Source organism: Chromobacterium fluminis (assembly GCF_011602385.1).
In the GTDB taxonomy this organism is placed as follows: Bacteria; Pseudomonadota; Gammaproteobacteria; order Burkholderiales; family Chromobacteriaceae; genus Chromobacterium; species Chromobacterium fluminis.
Genome location: NZ_JAAOMA010000005.1, coordinates 18,845 through 39,800, shown reverse-complemented (window position 1 = coordinate 39,800; position 20,956 = coordinate 18,845). Strand labels below are relative to the sequence as shown.

The window sequence follows — 20,956 nt, the reverse complement described above, 5'->3', positions numbered from 1 at the left end:
CTATTCCGGCCGTTTCTTGACGAACTCGATCACCTGGCGGCCGTCGTCGCTGAACTTGGCCAGTTTCTTGTCGCTGCCCTTCCAGGCATGACCGTACACCACCTCGTAGGTGGCCGGCAGCTTGCCGTCGCGGCGCAAATCCTCATACGCCGCCTCCACCCGCTGCCAGGCGTGCTTGCCCATCAGGCCGCGTCCGCGGCCGCTGGTGGCGTTGTGCGCGCCGATGGCTTTCAGGTCCGCCATCACCTCGCGGGCGCGGCCATAGGTCAACACGATTTTTTCCATGTCCATCACCGGCTCGGCGAAACCGGCGCGCATCAGCGCGTCGCCCAGATCGTGCATGTCGATGAATTGGTTGACGTGGGTGGCGCGGTCCACTCCGGCGAAGGCGCCCCGCAGTTCATGCAGGGTATCTGGGCCCAGGGTGGAAAACATCAGCATGCCTTCGGGCTTCAACACGCGGCGGAATTCGGCGAACACGCTATCCGGCACGTTGACCCACTGGATGGTGAGGCTGGACCAGATCATGTCCACGCTGGCGTCGGCCAGCGGCAGGCGCTCGACATCGGCCACCACCTGCCACGGCAGGCTGGGACGGAACAGCTTTTTCAACAGGCCGTCGCCGCTTTGCTGCTTGGCGCGGGAGGCTTGCAGCATCGCCTGAGCCAGGTCCAGTTCCACCACGCGCGCGTCCGGGTAGCGGGCGCGCAGCTGGGCCGAGCCGTAACCCGTGCCGGCGCCGGCGTCCAGCACCACTTGCGGCTGAAACTTGATGTAGTCCAGCCGCTCGGACATCCGGTCGGAGACTTCGCGCTGCAAGACCGCGGCGGAGTCGTAGCTGGCGGCGGCCTTCTCGAACGAGGCGCGCACGCGCGCCTTGTCGGTGTAAAACGCTTCAGTCATGCATGGGTTTCCAAATGCTGGGCAAGCGCGGCGACGAATTCGGCTTCGTGCGACAGAAACGGCGCGTGCGACGCTTGCGGAAATTCATAAAGCCGGGCATCGCCCAGCGCGTCGGCCAGCCAACGGCCGGCGCCTATCGGCGTGATGGCGTCGCGGGCGCCGTAGAACAGTCCCACCGGGCATTGAATGCGGCCGGCCAGCGCGCGCGCGTCGGCCATAAGCAGCAGCTCCAGCGCCGGCAGCAGGCCTTGCGGCCGGCCATGGGCGAACAAGTCCGCGCGCAAGGCCTTCAGCGTGTCGCGCGCGGACGGCGCGCCCATCATCTGCAAGGCCAGGAAACGTTCCAGCGTCTGCTCGAAGGCGCCGTCCAGGCTGGCGGCCACCGCTTCAATGGACTTGCGCTCCTGCGCGTGCGGCCAGCTGTCGTCGCGCACGAAGCGCGGGCTGGTCGCCACCAAGGCCAGGCTCTTGATCTTGTCGGGATGGCGGGCCGCCCAATGCTGGGCGATCAAGCCGCCCAGCGACCAGCCCACCAATTGCAGCGGCAACGGAAAAGCCTGATCCAACAGATCGGCCACCGCGTCGGCGTCGAAGGAGGCCAATGGGGCGGACGCGCCGTGACCGGGCAGATCGACCAGATGCACGCAATGACCAACGGCCAATTGCGCCGCCACGCGGCTGAACACGCCGCCATGCAAGCCCCAACCGTGCAGCAGGACTACGTCCGGGCCTTGACCCAGCGTTTCAACAAACAGACTCATGGACGACCAGATGGGGTGAAACCTTCATTTTCGCAAGATCGCGATGCGAAAGAAACCACCTAGTCCGGCATCTTCGTCATGAACCTTGCTTAAACGACAGGCCGCCAGGATATCCTCCAGCCGGCGGTTGATGTCGGTGGCGATCACGCGCGACAGCAGGTTGCCGGCGCTGCGCAACAAAGACGGCCGCCGGCCGTCGGGCAGGAATTTATCGAACACCGCCGCCCGTCCGCCGGGCTTGAGCACGCGCTCCACTTCGCGGATGCAGGCTTGCGGGTCCGGCACCACCGCCAACGCCAGATGCAGCACCACCGCGTCAAAGCTGGCGTCGGGGAAATCCATCGCCTGCGCGTCCATCACCCTGGCATCCACCGCCATGCCCAGGGCCACCGCGTGAGCGCTCAGCCGCGCCAGCATGCCGTCCGAAATGTCGATCGCGGCCACATGGCGGCAGCGCACCATAAAATCCAGATCCAAACCGGTGCCGGCGGCCACCAACAGGATGCGTTCCTCTGGCTGCGGATTGAGCAAGGCGATGGAACGGCGACGGCGCGCGGCGAAAGCCTGCGCCACCCTGTCGTAGACCGGAGCGTACAGATTGTAGCGCCAGCGGTTAAATGTCTGCGGCCAACGCCGCCATCCGCTAGCGCTCACTTTGGAACGCCTTGCGGAAGCGGGCCAGCCGCTCCCAGTCCACGCCCTGGGCCGGCGCCGGAGCGGCGAAGTAAAAGCCCTGCAGTTTGCCGCAGCCCATCTTTTTGAGCATGGCCAGTTGAGCCGCGGTTTCCACGCCTTCGGCCACCACCTCCAGATCCAAGGCCTTGGCCAACGCCAGAATGGCCCGCACGATAGCCGCCGATTCCTGAGTGCGGTCCAGGTCGAAGACGAAGGACTGGTCTATTTTCAGCACATCGAAGCGATAGCGGTGCAGATAGGACAGCGCTGAATAACCGGTGCCGAAGTCGTCCAAGGCCAGCCGCACCCCCAATTCATGCAACGCGTGCATCACGGTCGCGGCGATTTCCGGCTGATCGATCAGCGCGCTTTCGGTGATTTCCAGATGCAGCGTCGCCGGCGGCAGCCGGTAATGCCGAATGCGCTCGCCTATCCAGGCCGCCAGTTCCGGATCGTGGAAATGGGCCGACGACAGATTGATGTGCAGGGCCACCTCCGGCCCCACCCGGCCCTGAGCGCGCCACGCGCTCAATTGAGCGCAGGCGGCGTTCAGCATATAACGGTCCAGACGGGTAATCAGCCCGCTCTCCTCGGCGATGGGCAGGAACAAACCCGGCGAAATCAGACCGCGCTGCGGATGCTGCCAGCGGGCCAAGGCTTCAAAGCCGACCAGCTCGCCGCTGTCGCCTTCAATGAAGGGCTGGAAGTACGGCAGCAACTGCCCCTCTTCCTCCAGCGCGCGCCGCAGTTCGCTCTCCAGCGCCAACTGGTCCGCCTGGTTGACGCGCAGCTCATGGTTAAACAAGGTATAACCCTGCCGCCCCTGCTGCTTGGTGCAATACATCGCGTGGTCCGCGTCGCGCAGCAGGTCGTCGGCCTTGTGGTAATGCTCGTGGTCCGCCAGCACTACCCCGACGCTGGCGGTGGAAAACACCTCCCGCCCCGCCAGGATCACCGGCCGCTCAAACTCGCTGACGATGCGCTGAGCGATGCGCTCGCAGTCGCCGCCGCCGTCCATGCCGAACATCAACACCGCGAACTCGTCGCCGCCCAGCCGCGCCAGAAAATCGTAATGGCGCAAGCAGGAACGGATGCGCGCGCCGGCTTCGAACAAAAGGTGGTCGCCGGCCAAGTGCCCCAGTGTGTCGTTGACCAGCTTGAAGCGATCCAGATCGATGAACAGCACCGCGAAGCGCTCGCCTCCGCCATGCGAATACGTCTCCCAAGCCCGGCGCAAGGCCTTGGAAAAATAGCTGCGGTTAGGCAGCTTGGTCAGCGGATCGTGCAGGCTGTCGAACTCCAACTGGGCGTTGACCGCGTCCAGCTCGCTGGTCCGCTCCCGCACCCGTTGCTCCAGTTCCACGTAAGCGGTTTGCAGGCTTTCCAGCGCCTTGACCCGGGTCAGCGCCGCCCCGATGTGGTTGGCGACGAATTCCAGCACTTCTTGATCGCGGAAGTTGTAGACCACCTCCTCTTCGTAACTTTGCACCGCCAGCACGCCCAAGAGATCGGTGCCGCAATACAGGGGCACACCCAGCCAGCTCTTGGGTCGGGGCAGCTCCTCATCGGCCTCGAGCTGGCGGTTCAGCTGCGAATAGGGATCAATCAGCAAAGGCCGTCCGCTGTGCAGCACCTGTTCGACAAAGCCCTTGCCCGGCCTATGCGGCTTGAGCGGCGGCGCGTATTCGTCGGCGCAGTAGGGAAAGCTGATGCAATCTTCGGCCTGATCGTACAAAGCCACCAGGCAATTGCGCGCCGGCACCATTTCGGCCAGCAGCCGGTGCAGGCCACCGAGAAAAGCTTCCAGCGACAAGCTGGTATTGGACAACTCCGCGATACGGAACAAGGCGCCCTGGAAACGCTCGGCGCGCTTGCGTTCGGCCACCTCCGCGCGCAGTCGCGCGTTGGCGCCTTCGAGCTCGCTGGTGCGCAGCCAAACCTGGCGCTCCAGCTGGCTGCGATGCAACACCCGCTCCAGCACAAAGCCGACATGGCGGGCGGCGAACAGAAACAACTGCTGCTCGGCCGAGGTCAGCGGCGTTTGATCCTCGTACAGCTGCAGCACCACCGCGCCGATCACATGGCCGCCGGCATTGGCCAGCGGCGCGCCCATCCAGCTGGCCGGCAACAGTCCCTGTCGGCTCAAGCCCTCCTGCTGGCACACTTCCAGCAAGCGTTCCCGGCTCAGCACCACCGGCTTGCCACCGCGGATCAACCAGGCGGTCAAGGACTGGGCGTGGCCGGCCAGCGGAAAAATGGCGTCGCTGGCGGGCGGAGCGGGATCGCGTTGGTCGATGTAGAAGGGAAAGTGGATAACCTGGGCCTCATCGTCGTACAGAGCAATGTAGAAGTTGCGAGCATCCATCAACCGCATCATCTGACGGTGCAGGCCGGGCAGAACCTGATCGATGGTGCCGCACTCTTCGGCCAATTGCGAAATATCGAACAAGGCTTCATTGGCTTCGCGCGCGGCCACCTGCTCCGCGCCCAGCCGCGCGCACAGCAGATGGGCGCACAGCAAGGCCGCGGAAGGATTCAGCGCCGGCCCGGCGTCCCCCCGCCACACCAGCCATCCCAGCACCTGCTCCCCGGCGCGCAAGGGCATGGCCTCACAGCCCGCGTCCAACCGGCCGCCGCCCTCCAACGTCTCTACGCTGGGCAAGGCGTCGGCGGCGCCCAAGGCCGCCAAGAGCTGCCAGGCCGCCCCCAGCTGCCGCCAGACCGCGGCAACGCGCACCCCTCCCTGCTCTTGCAGCAGAGACAGCGCCATTGCGGCGGCCTGCTCTGGCGTCGCCAGATATTCAGCCATGCTCTTCATGTGATTATCGTAGTATGAGTTAGCTGGAAAATCCGGCCATGCCGGCGCGCCCCTCCCCATGGGCGCGCCGGCTCAGGACGCCGCCGCGCGCTGAATACAGGACAGCAAGCGCTGCAAGTGTTCCGGCTGATGCATGGCCGACAAAGACAGACGCAAGCGCGCCGTCCCGGCCGCTACCGTGGGCGGGCGGATCGCCTGCACCCACAAGCCCTGGTCGCGCAGACGAGCGGCCAGGGCCAACGCCTGTTCTTCGCCGCCTATGATAAGTGGCTGAATCGGCGTTCGGGAAGCCCCTACAGAGTATTTGAATTCAGATAGTCCGGATTTGACGGTTTCTATCGATTCCCGCAGCCGCGCGCGCCGCTCGTCCGCCTCGGCGATCAAACGCAGGCTGGCCAGAATCGCACAGGCCAAGGCCGGCGGCTGGGAGGTAGTGTAAATATAGCTGCGCGCGGAATTGATCAGCCACTCCACCAAATCCGTTCCACCGGAGATGAAGGCGCCGGCCACGCCGGCGGCCTTGCCCAAGGTCGCCATGTAAATCAAGCGCGGGCTGGACAGCCCATGCTCGGCCAGCGCGCCGCGGCCATCGCCCAACACGCCGAAGCCATGGGCGTCGTCCACATACAGCCAGGCGTCATAACGCTCGGCCAAGGCCAGCAACGCCGGCAGCGGGGCTTCATCGCCGTCCATGCTGTACACAGACTCCACCGCGATCAGTTTGGAGCGCGCGCTGGACTCCGCCAGCAAACGCTCCAGCTGCGCCAGGTCATTGTGATGAAAGCGCTTGAACTCGGCGCGGCTCAGTCTACAGGCGTCGTTCAGCGAGGCATGGTTCAGCCGGTCGGCGAACACCGCGTCGCCGCGGTCCAGCAAACTGCTGACAATCGCCAGATTGGCCGCGTAACCGGAGCCGAACAATAATGCCGCAGGCTGGCCGACGAATTCCGCCAGCGCCTCTTCGGCCTGCTGTTGCACGCTGAAGTGGCCGGCCAGCAAATGCGAGGAACCGCCGCCCACCCCCCAACGCTCAAGGCCCTGCTGCGCGGCGCGCACCAGAGCCGGGTGATCGGCTAGTCCAAGGTAATCGTTGCTGGCGAAAGAGACATAGGAACGCCCGTCCACCACCACTTCGACTCCTTGCGGGCTGTCGATGACCGCGCGGTGGCGACGGCAATGAGTGGTGGAAAGGTCCAGCAGGGCGGCAGGCAGGTCTTGAAGGCGCATATCGGCTCGAAATATCCCGTGAAAAGGGCTTGGCCGGAACCGGCCTCGCCGGCCGCCCAAGCTATTCCTTATATATACATTTTTTACATCGCCCGCGAATCCGCCGCCCAATCCTCTCAAAGCGGCGTCAGATCAAGCTTTTCCAGCAACAGCCGGTCGGCGTCCACCTCGGGATTGCCGGTCGTCAAGAGCTTGTCGCCGTAAAAGATGGAATTGGCCCCCGCAAGGAAGCACAAAGCCTGCGTGGACTCATCCATTTCCCGGCGTCCGGCGGACAATCGCACATAGGTTTTGGGCATCACAATGCGGGCCACCGCGATGGTGCGCACAAACTCGGTCCAGTCCAGCGGCGCGGCGCCTTCCAGCGGCGTGCCCTCTACCTTGACCAGCTTGTTGATCGGCACCGATTCCGGTTGCGGCTCAAGATTCGCTAGCTGTGCAATCAGACCTGCGCGATCGTTGCGGGTTTCATTCATGCCAACAATACCACCACAGCACACCGATAGACCCGCACTGCGTACTTTTCCCAAAGTGTCGAGGCGGTCTTCATAGTCGCGCGTGGCAATGATATCGGAATATTTGTCCGGCGAGGTATCCAGATTGTGATTGTAATAATCCAGGCCCGCCGCCTTCAGTTTTTCCGCCTGCCCCCCCTTCAATAAACCAAAGGTGGCGCAGGTTTCCAGACCCAAGGCTTTGACTTCCTTGACCATTTCCAAGGTTTTCTCCAAGTCCGCGTCCTTGGGGCCGCGCCAGGCCGCGCCCATGCAAAAGCGGCTGGCGCCGTTGGCCTTGGCCGAGCGCGCGGCGCTCAAGACCTCGTCAACCGTCAGCATCGGCTGGTTGGGCACCGGCGTGTCGTGATGCGTCGATTGCGGGCAGTAACCGCAGTCCTCCGGACAGCCGCCGGTCTTGATGGAAATCAGCGTGGACAGTTGCACCTTGGTGGGATCGAAGAACTGGCGATGAATCTCGGCCGCGCGGAACACTAGTTCCATGAAGGGCAGCGCCAATAGCGTTTCGATTTCCGCCACAGTCCAGCTGGGAGATTCCGGGTGCGGGGTGGCGGAAGGCTTGAATTCAATAGCGGAAGAATGCATGGTCTATCCTGGCGGTGGTCACTGTCCGGCGATGGAAGGCCTTGATCAGGCAAGGATAATTCCGGCTTCCGCCGTCAGGACCGTCAGAGTGCCACGCCCGGTCGGGCGTGGGTCGAATCAGCGCATCTTGCTGGGGAGGGCGCCATGCTGTCAAACCTGACAAGGCTCATATCTGACAAGTGCACAATATTTAATCAACCATGTTTGCTCTGCGGAGACTGCCGGGCAGACCGGGGCTTTTGCCAGGACTGCCGCCGACAGTTGCCGGCTCTGCCGTCCGCGCAATGCGCGCGCTGCGCGGAGCCGCTGCCCGTCTCCGGCTTGTGCGGTCAGTGTCAGCGCCGGCCGCCCGCCTTCGACGCGCTGTACGCGCCGTATTTGTTCGATTACCCCCTCGCCGCGCTGATCCACGCCTTCAAATATGGAAAACAGCTGCAGATGGGCGCGGCCTTGGGCGGTTTGCTCGCTGATTTCGCCCTTCCGTTCAGCCCAAAATATCACTTCGTCATTCCTGTTCCACTGGCAAAAGAACGGCTTGCCGAGCGCGGTTTCAATCAAAGTCATGAGTTGGCAAAAGCATTCGCTGCTACAATGGCGAGCCGTTTGAGCGCCGAGGTTTGTTGGCGAAAATACAACACTCCGCCCCAAGCCTCTCTCGGACGCGTCGAACGCCGGAAAAACCTCCGCCATGCTTTCGGCGTAAATTGCCGCTGTGACGGGCTTTCCATCGCCATTGTCGATGACGTCGCCACCAGCGGCGCCACCCTGTCGGCGCTGGCCGAAATTTTGAAAAAACAGGGGGCAAAACGGGTCGATGGCTGGGTGCTCGCCAGGGCTTTTTCTCCTAAAACTTGACCAAGATTTTGATTCTTTGGAACAATCCAGGCTGCCAACGATGTTCACTGTAATTCTTTTTCAGCCGGAAATACCGCCCAACACGGGCAATGTGATTCGTTTATGTGCCAACACCGGCTGTGAACTGCATCTGGTCAAACCCATGGGCTTCCCTTTGGAGGACGCCAAGCTGCGACGCGCGGGACTCGATTACCACGAGTACGCACGCGTAGTGGTTCATGAGGATTGGGCGGCTTGTCAAGAGACTTTGCGCGGACGGCGTATTTTCGCCGCCACCACCAAGGGCTCCGAGCGCCATGACCGGATATCCTATCAACCTGGGGACGTTTTTTTGTTCGGTCCCGAATCCCGCGGTCTGCCGCCTGAAGTGCTGGGGTCTTTGCCTCCGCAGCAGAGGATTCGTTTGCCGATGCGTCCAGAATCAAGAAGTCTCAATCTTTCGAACGCGGTCGCGGTGACGGTGTTCGAGGCTTGGCGACAGCTTGATTTCGCAGGGGGATGCTGAAGCGGTTCGCAGATCGGCCCAACAAGGGACTCTGAAAAACCTGGTCCGAGCGCTTGCTTGCAAGCGCGAAGCGCCGACCTTGAAGCGGCGCGCCGAGGTTTGCAGTGGTTCCGACAGCATAAGGGAGATCTATGCAATCAGTACTCCGATGGCTGTGGCTTGTGTTCGTCAGTCTCGTACTCGTGGCCTGTTCCACCGTGAAGACGGCCAGCGCCACCAACCAGTCGGCCTCCTCGTCGACCGGCAACAAGAAAACCGTTGCCAAGAATGGAGCTTATTTCCAGAACGATGGTCCCGCCGACCATATTCCGGTCAACCTGAACCTGGTGCCGGACGCCGTGCCGCAGGAAGAGCCGCTGATCAGATCAGCCAACCTGCCCTACACCGCGCTGGGGATGAGCTTCCGCCCCGACACGCGCGAAAAGCCCTATCAAGCCACAGGCCGCGCCTCCTGGTACGGCAAGCAGTTCCACGGCCGCAAAACGTCCTCCGGCGAGAAATACGATATGTTCGCCATGACCGCCGCCCATCCTACGCTGCCGATCCCGAGCTACGCCCGGGTCACCAATCTGAACAACGGCAAATCCGTGGTGGTGCGCGTCAATGACCGCGGCCCCTTCCACAAGAGCCGCCTGATGGACCTGTCCTACGCGGCGGCCTATCGCCTGGGCTTCATCAAGCAAGGCAGCGCCAAGATCGCCATCGAACGCGTATGGCCGGACGCCGGCGGCGAGAACATCGCCAGCACCCGCCCCGTCAACACCGCTCGACGCGTCGAAGACACGCCCAAGTATCTGCAACTGGGCAGCTTCTCCAAACTGTCCAACGCCGAGGCGATGGTGCAGAAAATGCTGGGCGAGATGGACGACAAATACGAGTCCAAGCTTGGCATCGTGAATCAGGAAGGCGTCTACAAAGTGCGCCTGGGGCCCTTCCGCTCCAGCGACGCGGTGCGCAACGCCGCAGAGAACCTGCACGTGGAGACCGTAGTCACCAGCTTGTAAGAACCAACGATCTGCTGCGCGTCGGCGATACGGCGTTGAAACCGACTTCGAAATGCTCATGTACCCTATGTACATTCCGCTTTCTCAGCCGTTTTCGCCTTGTCTCGCTCTAGCTCGCGAGATCGTAAACAGGCTCTACAAGCGCTCGGTCAAAAACAAAGGCGAAGGAGACATCTCCTTCGCCTTTGTCGTTTCCGCCGCCGATAAAAAACCCCGGCAAGCTGCTGCCGGGGTAAGCCTGATCAATTCAGGCCCCGCTCAGGGAGGCAAGCGGGAGGTGTTGGCCACCTGCTTGTTTAGGTGCGGGCCTGTTCCTAAAGTTCCGGCGGCGCGGCTTCGTCCGTGGCCGGCTGTCCCATGTACTGGTCGAACCAGCCGTTCACCACTCGTTCCACGTCCTCTACCCCGCTTTTCTTCAGGCTGGAGAACATCTGCACGCTGACGTCCGGATAGTCTTTCAGCTCGCTCTTGACCAAGGCCAGCACCTTGGACTGCTCCTGGCGCGACAGTTTGTCGGCTTTGGACAACAGGATATGCACCGGTCGCCGGCTCACCCGGAAGAACTCCAGCATCTTGCGGTCCAGCTCTTTCAAAGGATGGCGCGCGTCCATGATCAACAGCAGACCGATCAGGCTCTGGCGCGACTGCAGATAACGTCCCAGCAGCTCTACCCAGTGCGCACGAACCGCTTCAGGCACCTCGGCATAGCCATAACCGGGTAAATCGACTAGAAAACATTCGTTACCCAGCTCAAAAAAATTGATGTGCTGAGTGCGGCCCGGTGTCTTGGACACCCGCGCCAGGCGGCCGTGATTGGCCAATGTGTTGATGGCGCTGGACTTGCCGGCATTGGAGCGACCCACGAAGGCGACTTCCGCTCGGGTAGGCGGTAAGTCCTTCATGTGGTTGACGGTGGTATAAAATCGGGCGTTTTGAAAAGTCGACATAGTAGTAAGGGTGAAATCAGTTGGTATAGAATAGCAGGTTTGAAATTGCCACTTTTACAGATATTTAGGGATAGCCCCTAAAGGAGCGACCATGAAACGTATGATGCTGTTGGCGATGGCGGCTGCAACCCTGGCCGGAAACGCGTTGGCGGCTGCGCCGGTAGCCGCCAAGGCGGACCCGGTGAAGGCCAAACAGATCGTAGAAACGGTTTGTGCGGCTTGCCACGGCACTGACGGCAACAGCGTAGCCGCGGCCAACCCCACGCTGGCGGGTCAGAACTCGCACTATCTGTACACCCAGTTGAAGGCGTTCAAGGCAGGCGTGCGTAAGGACCCAACCATGCTGGGCATGGCCTCCATGTTGTCCGAGGACGACATGCGCAACGTAGCGGCCTACTACAGCGAGCAAAAACCGAAGGACCGCGAGGCTTCCGACAAAACGCAAATGCCGCTGGGCGCCAAGATCTACCGCGTCGGCAACGCCGGCACCCAAGTCCCCGCCTGTATGTCCTGCCACGGCCCCGCCGGCAAGGGTCTGCCCGACCAGTATCCGCGTCTGGGCAGCCAACACGCCGGCTACATCGTCAAGCAGCTGAACGACTTCAAGGCCGGCGCAAACCGCAAAAACAGCCCGATGCAGGATATCGCCAATCGCATGAGCGACGCCGAAATGAAAGCGGTGGCCGAATACATTTCCGGCTTGCGCTAAGCCTTGAGCAGCCCGGCCGCCACAGGCCGAGCCCGACGGCCCCTCAGGGGCCGCTCCCTGCGGGGACTCCGCCGCCCGCGCTCCTGGGCGCGCCGGCAACTTTGGCCGGCACGCCGGCTCAAAAGGGAAGACCCGTCCACGGGCTTTCCTTTTTGCACTTTACGCCACTATGAAAAAAACTAGCCGCAACGGCCTGGCCCACGCCTGGCATGAGTTGCTCAGTTCGATGCGCTTCGCCATCGGCCTGCTGACGATACTGGCCATCGCCTCGGTGATCGGGACGGTTCTGAAACAGAACGAGCCCTATCCCAACTACGCCTTCGAATTCGGGCAATTCTGGTTTCAAGCGTTTGAATGGCTAGGCTTGTACGACGTCTATCATTCGGCGTGGTTCCTCACCATCCTCGCCTTCCTGGTGCTGTCCACCAGCTTGTGCATTCTGCGCAACGGTCCCGGCTTCATCAAGGAGATGCGCGCTTACCGCGAAAAAGCCTCCGACAATTCGCTGGCGGCGATGAAGCACAGCGCCAGCTTCCAGGCCGAAGGCTTCGACGCCGACGCCGCGCGCGCCTATCTGCGGGCGCAAGGCTTCCGCCTCAAGGAGCAGCCTCGCGCCGACGGCGGCCTGGTGCTGGCGGCCAAGAAAGGCGCAGCCGGCAAGCTCGGTTATTTCTTTGCCCACATCGCGCTGGTGGTGATCTGCATCGGCGGCCTGCTGGACGGCAACCTGCCCTTGAAAATAGGCGAGCTCACCGGCCGCGTGGTGCCGGAAACCCGCGACGTGCCGCAAAACCAGATTCCAGCGGCCAGCCGTTTAAGCTCGAACAATCTGTCCTTCCGCGGCAACGTCACCATTGCGGAGAACAAGAGCGCCGACGTCACCTTCCTCAACGCCGGCAACGGCTACCTGGTGCAGGAACTGCCCTTCATCATCACCTTGAAGAAGTTTCACGTCGACTACTACAGCAACGGCATGCCCAAGCTGTTCGCCAGCGACATCGTGGTCACAGACAAAGCCAGCGGCAAAACCACCGAGGCCACGGTCAAGGTCAACCATCCGCTAATCGTCGACGGCATCGCCATCTACCAGTCCAGCTTTGGCGACGGCGCCTCCCCGCTCAAGTTCAAGGCCTGGAATCTGGCCGCGCCGCAAGCGCGTCCGACCGAGATTTCGGCGGTGTCGATGTCCAGCCAGCCGCTGAAAGCCAACGGCAAGGACTACACGCTGGAAGTGGGCGAGCTGCGCGTCTTCAATATCGAAAACATCGGCAAGCCGCAGGAAGGCCAGCGCACGCTGTCGCAGCGCATGCACGACGCGCGCGAGGTCAAGCAAGACAAGCAGCTGAAAAACCAGGGTCCGTCGATCAGCTTCAAGCTGCGCGACGCCCAGGGCCAGGCGGTGGAGTTCATGCATTATATGGCGCCCATCCAGCAGGACGGCGCCAGCTATCAGATGGCCGGCGTGCGCAAGACCGTGGCCGAACCGTTCCAATACGTGCGCATTCCCTTGGATGAAGAGATGAGCGTGGAACGCTTCATGCGCCTGCGCGCCGCCTTGCTGGACCCGGCGCGTTACGACGAGATCGCCCGCCGCGCCGCGCACAAAGCGCTGAAAGGCGACGCCATCAGCCCGGCGATGCAGCAGCAGTTCACCGACAGCGTCAAATGGGTGTTGGCGCGCTTCGGCGACAGCGGCTTCGTCGGCCTGGAGAAGTTCTTGGACGACCGCGTGCCGCAGGATAAGCGCCAGGCGGTGGCGCAGACCTATATCAAGATTTTGCAAGGCGCGGTGGCGGACGTGATGGCGGTGGCAGACGAAAAAGCCGGCCTGCCGGCGATGAAGCTGGACAGCGAGCATTACCGCTTCCTGCTGGACAGCCTGGTGGCGGTCAGCTCGCTGCACGACTACGGCGCGCCGGTGTTCCTGCAACTGGATGGCTTCGAGCAGGTGCAAGCCTCCGGTCTTCAGCTGACCCGCTCGCCGGGCAAGACCCTGGTCTATCTGGGCTCGGTGCTGCTGGTCTTCGGCATCATCCTGATGTTCTACGTGCGCGAGCTGCGTCTGTGGATTCGCGTCAACGGTTCCAAAGTACGGGTCGCGATGACGTCAAACCGGCATAATCGCGATCTGGACGGCGACTTTGCGCGCCATACTCAACTTATCAAACAGCTGGTACGAGGTGCATGATGGAACTGGCCCACCCTTCTTTCTCGCGGCAGCCGCTACTGAAACGGCTGAACCTGGCCGACTGGCTCTACGCGCTGCTGATGCTGGGCGCCGCCGGCTACAGCTACGCGCTGTACAACCATTACATGGACGGCTACGAGCAGGCCATCCTGGCCGGCTCCGCGCTGGGCTTGATCGGCCTGGGCTGGTTCTGGAAATCCTGGCGCTGGTTCTTCCCGCTGGCCGGCTGTATCTCGCTGCTGGGGATTCAGGTTTATCAGCATGAGCTCGCGCGCGGCCAGACCGCCTTCCTGCTCAAATACATGCTGTCCAGCCAATCCTCCATCATGTGGATGTGCACGCTGTTCTTCCTGGCCGCCTTCTCGTATTGGGTCGGCTTGCTGACCCGCTCCGACACGCTGAACCGCATGGGCAGCGGCCTGACCTGGGCCGCGTCGGTGATGGGCCTAGCCGGCCTGTTCACCCGCTGGTACGAAAGCTATCTGATCAGTCCGGACATCGGCCACATCCCGGTATCCAATCTGTACGAAGTCTTCGTGCTGTTCACGCTGATCACCTCGCTGATGTATCTGTACTACGAAGCCAAATACGCGGCGCGTCAGATGGGCGCCTTCGTGCTGTTGGTGATCTGCGCCTCGGTCGGCTTCATCCTGTGGTACACCTTCGACCGCCAGGCCCATGAGATCCAGCCGCTGATCCCGGCGCTGCAATCCTGGTGGATGAAGATACACGTGCCGGCCAACTTCGTCGGCTACGGCGCCTTCGCCATCGCCGCCATGCTCGGCATCGCCGAACTGCTGGCGCTGAAGGGCTGGCTCAAGGACAAGCTGCCGCCGGCCGAAGTGCTGGACGAGGTGATGTACAAGGCCATCGCCGTCGGCTTCCTGTTCTTCACCATCGCCACCATTCTGGGCGCAATGTGGGCCGCAGACGCCTGGGGCGGTTACTGGAGCTGGGATCCCAAGGAAACCTGGGCCTTGATCGTGTGGCTGAACTACGCCGCCTGGTTGCACATTCGCCTGGTCAAGGGCTGGCGCGGCGCGCCGCTGGCCTGGTGGGCGGTGGTGGGCTTGTTCGTCACCAGCTTCGCCTTCCTCGGCGTCAATATGTTCCTGGCCGGCCTGCACTCCTACGGCGGCCTGTAAGAACCGGCTTGCGATCTGCTGCGCCTCATGGAGCGTGACACGGTGTGCGCACCGCTTTCTCAGCCTAAACGCCGCGTCTCGCTCTAGCTTGCGAGATCGTAAGCGCGTTCTAAATTTCCTCCCGAGCCACCCCGCCGACGCGGGGTTTTTCTCTTGCCGGTACGGCCGGGCGCGACGGATTTTTGTTAATCGCGCCCCGATTGTGCTATTTTTACCCCGTTTTTATTTATAAGGAATCTTCGTTTTCATCATGGACGTTTCGTGGCTGTCTGACCCTTCCGCCTGGCTTGGCCTCCTCACGCTGATCATCCTGGAGGTGGTGCTGGGCGTTGACAACCTGATCTTCGTCGCCATCCTGGCGGAAAAGCTCCCCCCGCACCAACGCGACCGCGCCCGCATCACCGGCCTGTCGCTCGCCCTGATCATGCGTCTCGTGCTGCTGGCCAGCATCTCCTGGCTGGTGACGCTGACCTCCCCGCTGTTCCACGTGCTCAGCCAACCCTTCTCGGGGCGAGATCTCATCATGCTGGGCGGCGGCGTGTTCCTGTTGTTCAAAGCCACCACGGAACTGCACGAACGCCTGGAAGGCGTGGATGAAGTGAAGAGCAATGGCCAGAAGGCTTACGCCGCCTTCGGCACCGTCGTCGCCCAGATCCTGGTGCTGGACGCGGTATTCTCCATCGACTCGGTGGTCACCGCCATCGGCATGGCCGAACACCTGCCGGTGATGATGCTGGCCGTCATCGTCGCCATGATGATGATGATCGCCGCCAGCAAGCCGCTGACCGCCTTCGTCAACGCTCACCCCACCGTGGTGATGTTGTGCCTGGGCTTCCTGTTGATGATCGGTTTCAGCCTGGTGGCGGAAGGCTTCGGCTTCCATATCCCCAAAGGCTATCTGTACGCGGCGATCGGCTTCTCGGTGCTGATCGAGGCCTTTAACCAGGTGTCCCAGGCCAACCGCATCCGCTACCTGAACCGCAACCAATCCTTGCGCGAACGCACCGCCAACGCGGTGCTGAGCCTGATGGGCAGCAAGCTGACCAGCCCTAGCGCCGACGAAGGCAAGGTGGAAGACAGCAAGGACGCCGAACCGCAAGAAGCCTTCGCCCAAAACGAGCGCGCGATGATACACAGCGTGCTGACCCTGGCCGAGCGGCCGATCCGCGTGATCGCCACGCCGCGCGCCGACGTCCACCGTCTAGACCTGAGCCAGAGCCAGGACGCCCAGCGCAAAGTGCTGCGTGATAGCCCCTACTCCCGACTGGTCGTGATCAGGGACGGCAGCATAGACGAGCCGCTGGGCATCGTCGCGCGCAAGGATTTGCTGACCCAGTTGCTGGACGGCGGCGAAATGAACATCGATGCCGCGCTGCGCCAGCCGCTGGTGCTGCCGGAAACCGTCACCGTGCTCAAGGCGCTGGAGAGCTTCCGCCAACATTCAGCGGACATGGCCTTCGTGGTCAACGAGTTCGGCAGCCTGGAAGGCATCGTCACCCAGAAAGACTTGATGGAGGCCATCGCCGGCGAGTTTCCGGAAGAGCACGAGCGTCACGAGCTGCCGGCCATCGTGCAGCAAGCCGACGGCAGCTTCGACGTGGAAGGCAGCCTGGAACTGGTGACGCTGGAGCAACACATCGTCTTGGGCGACTTCGAGGACGAGGATTTCCATACCGTGGCCGGTTTGCTGATGGACTGCCTGGAGCGCATCCCGCGCGAGGGCGATGAAATCACCGTCGGCGAATGGAGGTTGCGCGTCACCGTGCAAAAGGGCAACCGCACCGAGCGGGTGCTGATCAGCCCGCTGGCCAATCTGGATGCCAGCATCTAAATCCGCCGCCGCGCGGAACACGCAGGGCCGGGCTTCCCCCCGGCCCTGGTTTTTATACGTGCTGCGCTGCCGAGACGGCGCGCTCTACACCGGCGTCACTACCGATGTGGCGCGCCGCTACGCTCAGCACGCCGCCGGCAAGGGCGCGCGCTACACCCGGCTCAATCCGCCGCAAGCGCTGGCCCTGGTGCTGGTCTGCGCCGGCCTTTCCGACGCCTTGAAGGCCGAATACGCGTTCAAACGGCTGGATCGCGCCGCCAAGCTGGACTTCCTGAAGCTCCACGCGCCCGCGGACGGAGATTTCACGGTTTTCATGTCGACGCCCCCAATGGCAACACAGATTAACCAGCCTTAACAGATACTTGCCGTCTTCTCCCCTAGGCTGACATCTGGCAATCATTGCCATCCCAGGAGATCAAGATGAAAACGAACGCTCGCCCCCTCATGCTGGCCAGCCTGCTCGCCGCCGGCCTATTGTTCGCCGCCCAGGCCCGGGCCGAATCAGAATGGCAGAAAGAACATCCGCGCCGCGAGGAAATCAATCAGCGCCTGCACCATCAGGACCGCCGCATCCACCGAGAACAGAAGGAAGGCAAGATCAGCCGCGACGAGGCGCGCAAGCTGCATCGCGAAGACCGCGACATCCGCCAGCAGGAACAGGGCATGGCCAAGCTGGATCACGGCCACATCACCAAGCAGGAGCAAAAAACGCTGAACCAGGAGGAAAACCAGGTCAGCCAACAGATCAAGAACGGCAACTAATCGTCTCGTCCAAAGACAAAGCCCGCCAAATGGCGGGCTTTGTCTTTGCGGCCTAGCTGGGCTCATTCCAGTTCCAGTGAGAACCGAAAACGCGAAGGCGATCAAGCGGGGCCGCAGACAGTACAAGAGAGTACGGCAAGGCCCCGCGTAGTGAAGCCGACAAAGTTATCGGTGTTAAATGGGATTGGAATCAGTGCTGCAAGATCTTGGACAGGAAATGACGAGCGCGCTCGGAGCGGCCATCCAGATTGCCGAAGAACTCGTCCTTGTCGCAGTCCTCGACGATGTGGCCCTGGTCCATGAAGATCACGCGGTTGGCCACGCGGCGGGCAAAGCCCATCTCATGGGTCACGCACATCATGGTCATGCCCTCGTGCGCCAGCTCGGTCATCACATCCAGCACCTCGTTGATCATTTCCGGGTCCAACGCGCTGGTCGGCTCGTCGAACAGCATCGCGATCGGGTCCATCGCCAGCGCGCGCGCAATCGCCACCCGTTGCTGCTGGCCGCCGGACAGCTGGCTGGGGAACTTGTCTGCGTGCGCTTTCAATCCCACGCGGTCCAACAGCTTCAGACCCTTGTCCCGAGCCTCGTCCTGGCTGCGGCCCAGCACCTTGACCTGAGCGATGGTCAGGTTCTCGGTGATGGACAGGTGCGGGAACAGTTCGAAGTGCTGGAACACCATGCCGACGCGGCTGCGCAGCTTGGGCAGGTCGGTTTTGGGATTGCCCACCGAGATGCCGTCGACAACGATCTCGCCCTTCTGGAACGGCTCCAGCGCATTGACGCACTTGATCAAGGTGGACTTGCCGGAGCCGGACGGCCCGCACACCACCACCACCTCGCCCTTGGCGACCTGGGTAGTGCAATCGGTCAGGACCTGGAACTGCCCATACCACTTGCTGACTTGCTTCAGGGAAATCATTGCGCTCATACAGCCAACCTTTTTTGCATGCGCTTCACCAAAAAGGAAGCGCCGAAACTGATCACGAAATACACCGCGCCGGCAAACAGCAGGAACTCATGCGGCAAACCGACGACATCGCCCTTGGAGCGGGCGGTGTTGAGGAAATCCATCAAACCCACAGCGTACACCAGCGAAGTATCCTGGAACAGAATGATGGACTGCTGTAGCAACAAGGGCGTCATCTTGCGGAAGGCCTGCGGCAAGATTACCAGCCGCATCACCTGGCCGTAGCTCATCCCCAGCGCGTAGGCCGCGCCGGCCTGGCCCTTGGGAATGGCCTGAATGCCGGCGCGGACGATTTCGGAGAAATACGCCGCCTCGAACATCACGAAGGCCACCAGACAGGAGGTGAACGCCCCCACCGGTTCCAGGCTGCCGGTAATCCAGTTCAGCACCATCGGCACCACCAGATAGAACCAGGAGATCACCAGCAGCAAGGGAATGGAACGGAAGTAATTGACGTAGAATTTGGCCAGCGGCGACAACACCCGATGCTCGGAGAGCCGGGCCAGGGCCAGCAAGGTGCCCAGCACCACGCCGCCCACCACCGCCATCGCCAGCAGCTTCAGGGTCAGCTGCATGCCTTGCCACAAACCCGGCAGCGCCGGAACGATCTGACTGAAATCCAATTCCATCATTTGCCCCCCATCATGCCGGGAATGCGCACGCGCCGCTCGATCCAGGCCATCAGCGTCATCAAGCTCATATTGAGCACGAAATAGATGATGGTGGCCAGGGTGAAGGCCTCAAAGATGTTGGCGGAGAACTCCGCGGTCTGCTTGGTTTGCGCCAACAGCTCCATCAAGCCGATCAGCGAGGCCACCGAGGAATTCTTGAAAATATTCAAAAACTCGCTGGTCAGCGGCGGAATGATGATGCGGAAGGCCTGCGGCAGCAACACGTGGCGGTAGGCTTGCGGCAAGGTGAAACCCATCGCCTGCGCCGCGTTGCGCTGGCCGCGCGGCAAAGCCTCGATGCCGGTGCGCACTTGCTCGCACACCCGCGCCGCGGTGAACAGCCCCAGACACACCACCACCGACAGGAAGGCGGAAGTGGCCGGCGCCAGGTCCTGCTTGAACCAGGTTTGCGCGCCCTCGGGCAGCAGATCCGGGATCAAGAAGTACCAGACGAATAATTGCACCAGCAAGGGCACATTGCGGAACAACTCGACGTAGGCCGCGGCGATGCCCGCCACCCACCGGTTCGACACCGTGCGCATCACACCCAGCACCGAGCCCAAAACCAGGGCGATCGCCCAGCCGGCCAGCGCCACGGCAATGGTCCAGCCCAGGCCGGACACGAACCAGTTCAGATAGATTTCGCTACCCACCCCGGTGGACTTGAAAAACACCATCCAGTCCCAGTGGTAATTCATGCTTCACTCCCAACAACGCCAGCCTGCCGACGCTCATTCGCGCCGGCAGGCCGCGGCCCGGCTCAAACGCCCGGCCACGCACAAAGAAAGCGGATACGGCCGCGCGCCCCGGGCTCCCCGCGAAACGGCGGGGAGGACGGGGCGGCGACGCGCCAACCGCGACTTACATCTGCTCGGCAGACTTGTCGGTCGGCTTGGCGATCAGCTCCTTGAATTCATCGGACATCGGGAAGTTCAGGTTCAGCCCCTTGGGCGGCACCGGGCTGGTGAACCACTTGGCATAGATCTTGTTGACCTCGCCGGACTTGAAAGTGTTGCTCAGCGCGGCGTCCACTACCTTCTTGAAGGCGGGGTCTTCCTTGCGCATCATGCAACCGTAGATCTCGTAGGACTGGGCCTTGCCGGTCACCACCCAGTTGGCCGGGCTCTTGGCCTTGGCCATCTCGCCGTACAGCAGCGCGTCGTCCATCATGAAGGCCGCGGCGCGGCCGGACTCCAGCATCAGGAAGGATTCGCCGTGGTCCTTGGCCGAGATGATGTTCATGCCCATCTTCTTGTCGGCGTTCATCGCCTTGATCAGGCGCTCGGACGTGGTGCCGGCGGTGGTCACCACGTTCTTGCCCTTCAGATCGGGGAAGTCCTTGAGGCCGGAGGTCTTGGCGGTCAGCAGACGGGTACCGATTTCGAAGATGCCCACCGAGAACGCCACTTGCTTCTGACGCTCCACATTATTGGTGGTGGAACCGCACTCCAGATCCACGGTGCCGTTTTGCACCAGCGGGATGCGGGTCTGCGACGTCACCAGATTGTATTTGACCTGCAGGTTCGGCATTTTCAGCTCTTTTTTCACCTGCTCAACCACTTTGTTGGCCAAGTCCACCGAGTAGCCCACCGGCTTCTGGTTGTTGTCGTAATAGGAAAACGGAATGGATGCGTCGCGGTTGCCCAAGACGATCACGCCGGAATCCTTGATTTTCTTCAGAGTACCGGTCAGTTCGGCGGCCATGGCCGGAGCGGCGCAGAAGGCGCCCAAAGTGGCGGCACAGATCAGGGTGGAGCGAATACGCATGAAGTTTCTCCTTTTTCACTTCCTGTGATAGACAGCCCCCGCCGACAAGGACAGGGACGGACGACTCTTTGTAGTGCGGCGGGCGCTGAACGCCCGCTCGTGTTTTTTTACTTTG

20 protein-coding genes are annotated in these 20,956 nt (G+C 62.1%); 9 read left to right on the top strand and 11 right to left on the bottom strand.

From position 1 onward, the window contains the following. The 6 genes from bioC to bioB form a co-directional block, all read right to left on the bottom strand. Nucleotides 1-903 carry a malonyl-ACP O-methyltransferase BioC gene (bioC, locus tag HA052_RS05305; protein ID WP_166451113.1) on the bottom strand — a complete coding sequence of 301 codons (903 nt, stop codon included), beginning with the start codon at nt 901-903 and terminating at the stop codon, nt 1-3. After that, nucleotides 900-1,664: a pimeloyl-ACP methyl ester esterase BioH gene (gene bioH / locus HA052_RS05300; RefSeq protein ID WP_081550538.1), complete on the bottom strand. Its 765-nt coding sequence runs from the start codon at nt 1,662-1,664 to the stop codon at nt 900-902. The genes bioC and bioH overlap by 4 nt, the downstream gene beginning before the upstream one ends. A gap of 24 nt (nt 1,665-1,688) precedes the next feature. Beyond that, entirely contained in the window at nt 1,689-2,318 is a 630-nt protein-coding gene (locus tag HA052_RS05295; protein ID WP_081550536.1) for a class I SAM-dependent methyltransferase, read from the bottom strand. Then, nucleotides 2,308-5,157: a bifunctional diguanylate cyclase/phosphodiesterase gene (locus HA052_RS05290; protein WP_166451112.1), complete on the bottom strand. Its 2,850-nt coding sequence runs from the start codon at nt 5,155-5,157 to the stop codon at nt 2,308-2,310. The genes HA052_RS05295 and HA052_RS05290 overlap by 11 nt, the downstream gene beginning before the upstream one ends. Before the next feature lie 72 nt (nt 5,158-5,229). Beyond that, a complete protein-coding gene (gene bioF / locus HA052_RS05285) occupies nt 5,230-6,384 on the bottom strand; it encodes an 8-amino-7-oxononanoate synthase (RefSeq protein WP_166451111.1) in 1,155 nt (384 codons plus the stop codon). A gap of 116 nt (nt 6,385-6,500) precedes the next feature. Next, nucleotides 6,501-7,484, bottom strand: coding sequence for a biotin synthase BioB (bioB, locus tag HA052_RS05280; protein WP_081550530.1), 984 nt, complete (start codon nt 7,482-7,484; stop codon nt 6,501-6,503). Nucleotides 7,485-7,628: 144 nt separating this feature from the next. Between bioB and HA052_RS05275 the strand changes: the two genes are divergently transcribed. From HA052_RS05275 to HA052_RS05265, 3 genes are all read left to right on the top strand, one after another. Beyond that, complete coding sequence (locus HA052_RS05275) at nt 7,629-8,339, top strand: double zinc ribbon domain-containing protein (protein WP_166451110.1); 711 nt, start codon at nt 7,629-7,631, stop codon at nt 8,337-8,339. Nucleotides 8,340-8,379: 40 nt separating this feature from the next. Then, nucleotides 8,380-8,844, top strand: coding sequence for a tRNA (cytidine(34)-2'-O)-methyltransferase (locus HA052_RS05270; protein ID WP_081550528.1), 465 nt, complete (start codon nt 8,380-8,382; stop codon nt 8,842-8,844). Between the two features lie 131 nt (nt 8,845-8,975). Then, on the top strand, nt 8,976-9,848 hold the full coding sequence (locus tag HA052_RS05265; RefSeq protein ID WP_081550526.1) for a septal ring lytic transglycosylase RlpA family protein: 873 nt from the start codon (nt 8,976-8,978) through the stop codon (nt 9,846-9,848). Between the two features lie 314 nt (nt 9,849-10,162). Here the strand turns inward: HA052_RS05265 and yihA are convergent, their stop codons facing one another. Next, entirely contained in the window at nt 10,163-10,795 is a 633-nt protein-coding gene (gene yihA, locus HA052_RS05260) for a ribosome biogenesis GTP-binding protein YihA/YsxC (RefSeq protein ID WP_166451109.1), read from the bottom strand. 91 nt (nt 10,796-10,886) lie between these two features. Between yihA and HA052_RS05255 the strand changes: the two genes are divergently transcribed. The 6 genes from HA052_RS05255 (at nt 10,887) to HA052_RS05230 (ending at nt 17,430) form a co-directional block, all read left to right on the top strand. Then, nucleotides 10,887-11,504 carry a c-type cytochrome gene (locus HA052_RS05255; RefSeq protein ID WP_166451108.1) on the top strand — a complete coding sequence of 206 codons (618 nt, stop codon included), beginning with the start codon at nt 10,887-10,889 and terminating at the stop codon, nt 11,502-11,504. 169 nt (nt 11,505-11,673) lie between these two features. Further along, on the top strand, nt 11,674-13,692 hold the full coding sequence (locus HA052_RS05250) for a cytochrome c biogenesis protein ResB (protein ID WP_166451107.1): 2,019 nt from the start codon (nt 11,674-11,676) through the stop codon (nt 13,690-13,692). Beyond that, nucleotides 13,692-14,837: a c-type cytochrome biogenesis protein CcsB gene (gene ccsB / locus HA052_RS05245; protein ID WP_166451106.1), complete on the top strand. Its 1,146-nt coding sequence runs from the start codon at nt 13,692-13,694 to the stop codon at nt 14,835-14,837. Before HA052_RS05250 ends, ccsB begins: the two co-directional genes overlap by 1 nt. A gap of 250 nt (nt 14,838-15,087) precedes the next feature. Further along, nucleotides 15,088-16,668, top strand: a complete 1,581-nt coding sequence (locus HA052_RS05240) for a TerC family protein (protein ID WP_166451105.1) — start codon at nt 15,088-15,090, stop codon at nt 16,666-16,668. After that, nucleotides 16,655-17,023, top strand: a complete 369-nt coding sequence (locus tag HA052_RS05235) for a GIY-YIG nuclease family protein (protein WP_166451104.1) — start codon at nt 16,655-16,657, stop codon at nt 17,021-17,023. The genes HA052_RS05240 and HA052_RS05235 overlap by 14 nt, the downstream gene beginning before the upstream one ends. A 65-nt stretch (nt 17,024-17,088) precedes the next feature. Next, nucleotides 17,089-17,430, top strand: coding sequence for a hypothetical protein (locus tag HA052_RS05230; protein ID WP_206118771.1), 342 nt, complete (start codon nt 17,089-17,091; stop codon nt 17,428-17,430). Between the two features lie 190 nt (nt 17,431-17,620). Here HA052_RS05230 and HA052_RS05225 read toward each other — a convergent pair whose 3' ends face one another. From HA052_RS05225 to HA052_RS05210, 4 genes are all read right to left on the bottom strand, one after another. Further along, nucleotides 17,621-18,355 (bottom strand): amino acid ABC transporter ATP-binding protein, encoded by a 735-nt coding sequence (locus HA052_RS05225; protein WP_166451201.1) that lies wholly within the window; start codon nt 18,353-18,355, stop codon nt 17,621-17,623. Between the two features lie 5 nt (nt 18,356-18,360). After that, nucleotides 18,361-19,035, bottom strand: coding sequence for an ABC transporter permease subunit (locus HA052_RS05220; RefSeq protein WP_206118770.1), 675 nt, complete (start codon nt 19,033-19,035; stop codon nt 18,361-18,363). Beyond that, a complete protein-coding gene (locus HA052_RS05215; protein ID WP_081550509.1) occupies nt 19,032-19,772 on the bottom strand; it encodes an amino acid ABC transporter permease in 741 nt (246 codons plus the stop codon). Before HA052_RS05215 ends, HA052_RS05220 begins: the two co-directional genes overlap by 4 nt. A gap of 163 nt (nt 19,773-19,935) precedes the next feature. Then, a complete protein-coding gene (locus HA052_RS05210; RefSeq protein ID WP_081550507.1) occupies nt 19,936-20,841 on the bottom strand; it encodes a glutamate/aspartate ABC transporter substrate-binding protein in 906 nt (301 codons plus the stop codon). Between the last annotated feature and the right edge of the window lie 115 nt (nt 20,842-20,956).